At 31.0% G+C, this 1,514-nt stretch carries 1 pseudogene; it reads left to right on the forward strand.

The window, feature by feature from the left end:
- Positions 1 to 143: pseudogene (locus BLV84_RS12640) on the forward strand (cation transporter); the annotation flags it as partial.
- Between the last annotated feature and the right edge of the window lie 1,371 nt (positions 144 to 1,514).

The following is a 1,514-nucleotide window of genomic DNA, read 5'->3' on the forward strand; positions in this document are numbered from 1 at the left end:
ACGTGATTATCAATTTGGGAGTAATTATTGCAGGAATTTTAGTGCATTATTTGAGTTCTAATAAACCTGATTTGATTATCGGAACAATTGTTTTTGCATTGGTAATTCAAGGAGCATTTCGGATTTTGAAATTAAGTAAGTGAACTAAAAAAGCACTACTTACAACAACGTGTATAATTAATGGCTGGTTCTCGCCTACTTACGAAAATCCTCGCGGATTTTCTATTCGGTTTTTATTTGCTAAATTAGGTGCTTAAACACGCCACTAATCATACACAAAACCGTTGCACGCAATTTAAGCCAAGTTTTTCAATAAAAATCCTCTACTCTATTTTGAAAATATAATTCTTAATTTAAAACGAAAAATCAGAACTCAAAAAATATGAATTTAAAGCTTATCATCGGTTTTTGAACTTTGGAATAATTAAGAGCTTGCCAAAATATAGGAAATAAAATTCACTGCGGAGAAATGAATTCAGAGCTAGCCAATGGATTTTCTCTTTAGATTTAAGACAAGTTTGCCGAAATTAGTGAAATAAAAATCACAACGGAGAAATGACCTATGAGCAGCCAAACGGAATTTGAATTTAGACGAAATTCTGGCTTAAGAAACAGAAGCTGATCGAATCTCACTCTGGCGAAAAAAATCGAAATTTTTTAGAGGATTTTAAAGGTTTGAATACGAATAAAACTAATAGCTAAATCGAAAAGAAAAAAAACTGCGTGCAACAATGCATATACTTAATGCTCGGGTCAGTGATGAAAAAATAAGTTTGAGTATTTTTATAAAAGTCAGTAAATTGAAAACAAAATAAAAGCTAATTAAGGTCGCACTAAAGTATATGCTAGACCGTTGCACGCAATTTAAGCCAAACTATTTTTCAAAAATCCTCTACTCTATTTTTGAATTTATAATTCTTAATTTAAAAACGGAAAATCAGAACTCAAAAAATATTAACTTAAAGCTTCTCAACGGTTTTTGAACTTTGGAATAATGACGAGTTTGTCAAAATGTCGGAATTAAGAATCGCTACGGAGAAATCAATTCAAAGCCAGCCAATGGAATTTTTACTTTAGATTTAAGACAAGCTTCCCGAAATTAGTGAAGCAATAATCACAACGGAGAAATGACCAATAAACAGCCAAACGGAATTTGATTTTAGACAAACTTCGGCTTGAGAAACAGGACCTGATCGAAGCTCACTCTGGCGAAAAAATTCGAAATTTTTTTGAGGATTTTTAAGGTTTGAATAAGAATAAAACTAATAGCTAAATCGAAAAGAAAAAAACTGCGTGCAACAATGCATATACTTAATGCTTGGGTTCGGTGATGAAAAAATAAGTTTGAGTATTTTTATAAAAGTCTGTAAATTGAAAACAAAATAAAAGCTAATTAAGGTCGCACTAAGTATATGCTAGACCGTTACAGCTAAGTTAAGCCGTTGATTTTTAAAATCCTCTCTCCTATTTTGATATTCAAGTATTTTAAGAAAGAAAATATCAGAATCGAAAAA

The sequence above is a fragment of the Psychroflexus halocasei genome (genome assembly GCF_900107595.1).
In the GTDB taxonomy this organism is placed as follows: domain Bacteria; phylum Bacteroidota; class Bacteroidia; order Flavobacteriales; family Flavobacteriaceae; genus Psychroflexus; species Psychroflexus halocasei.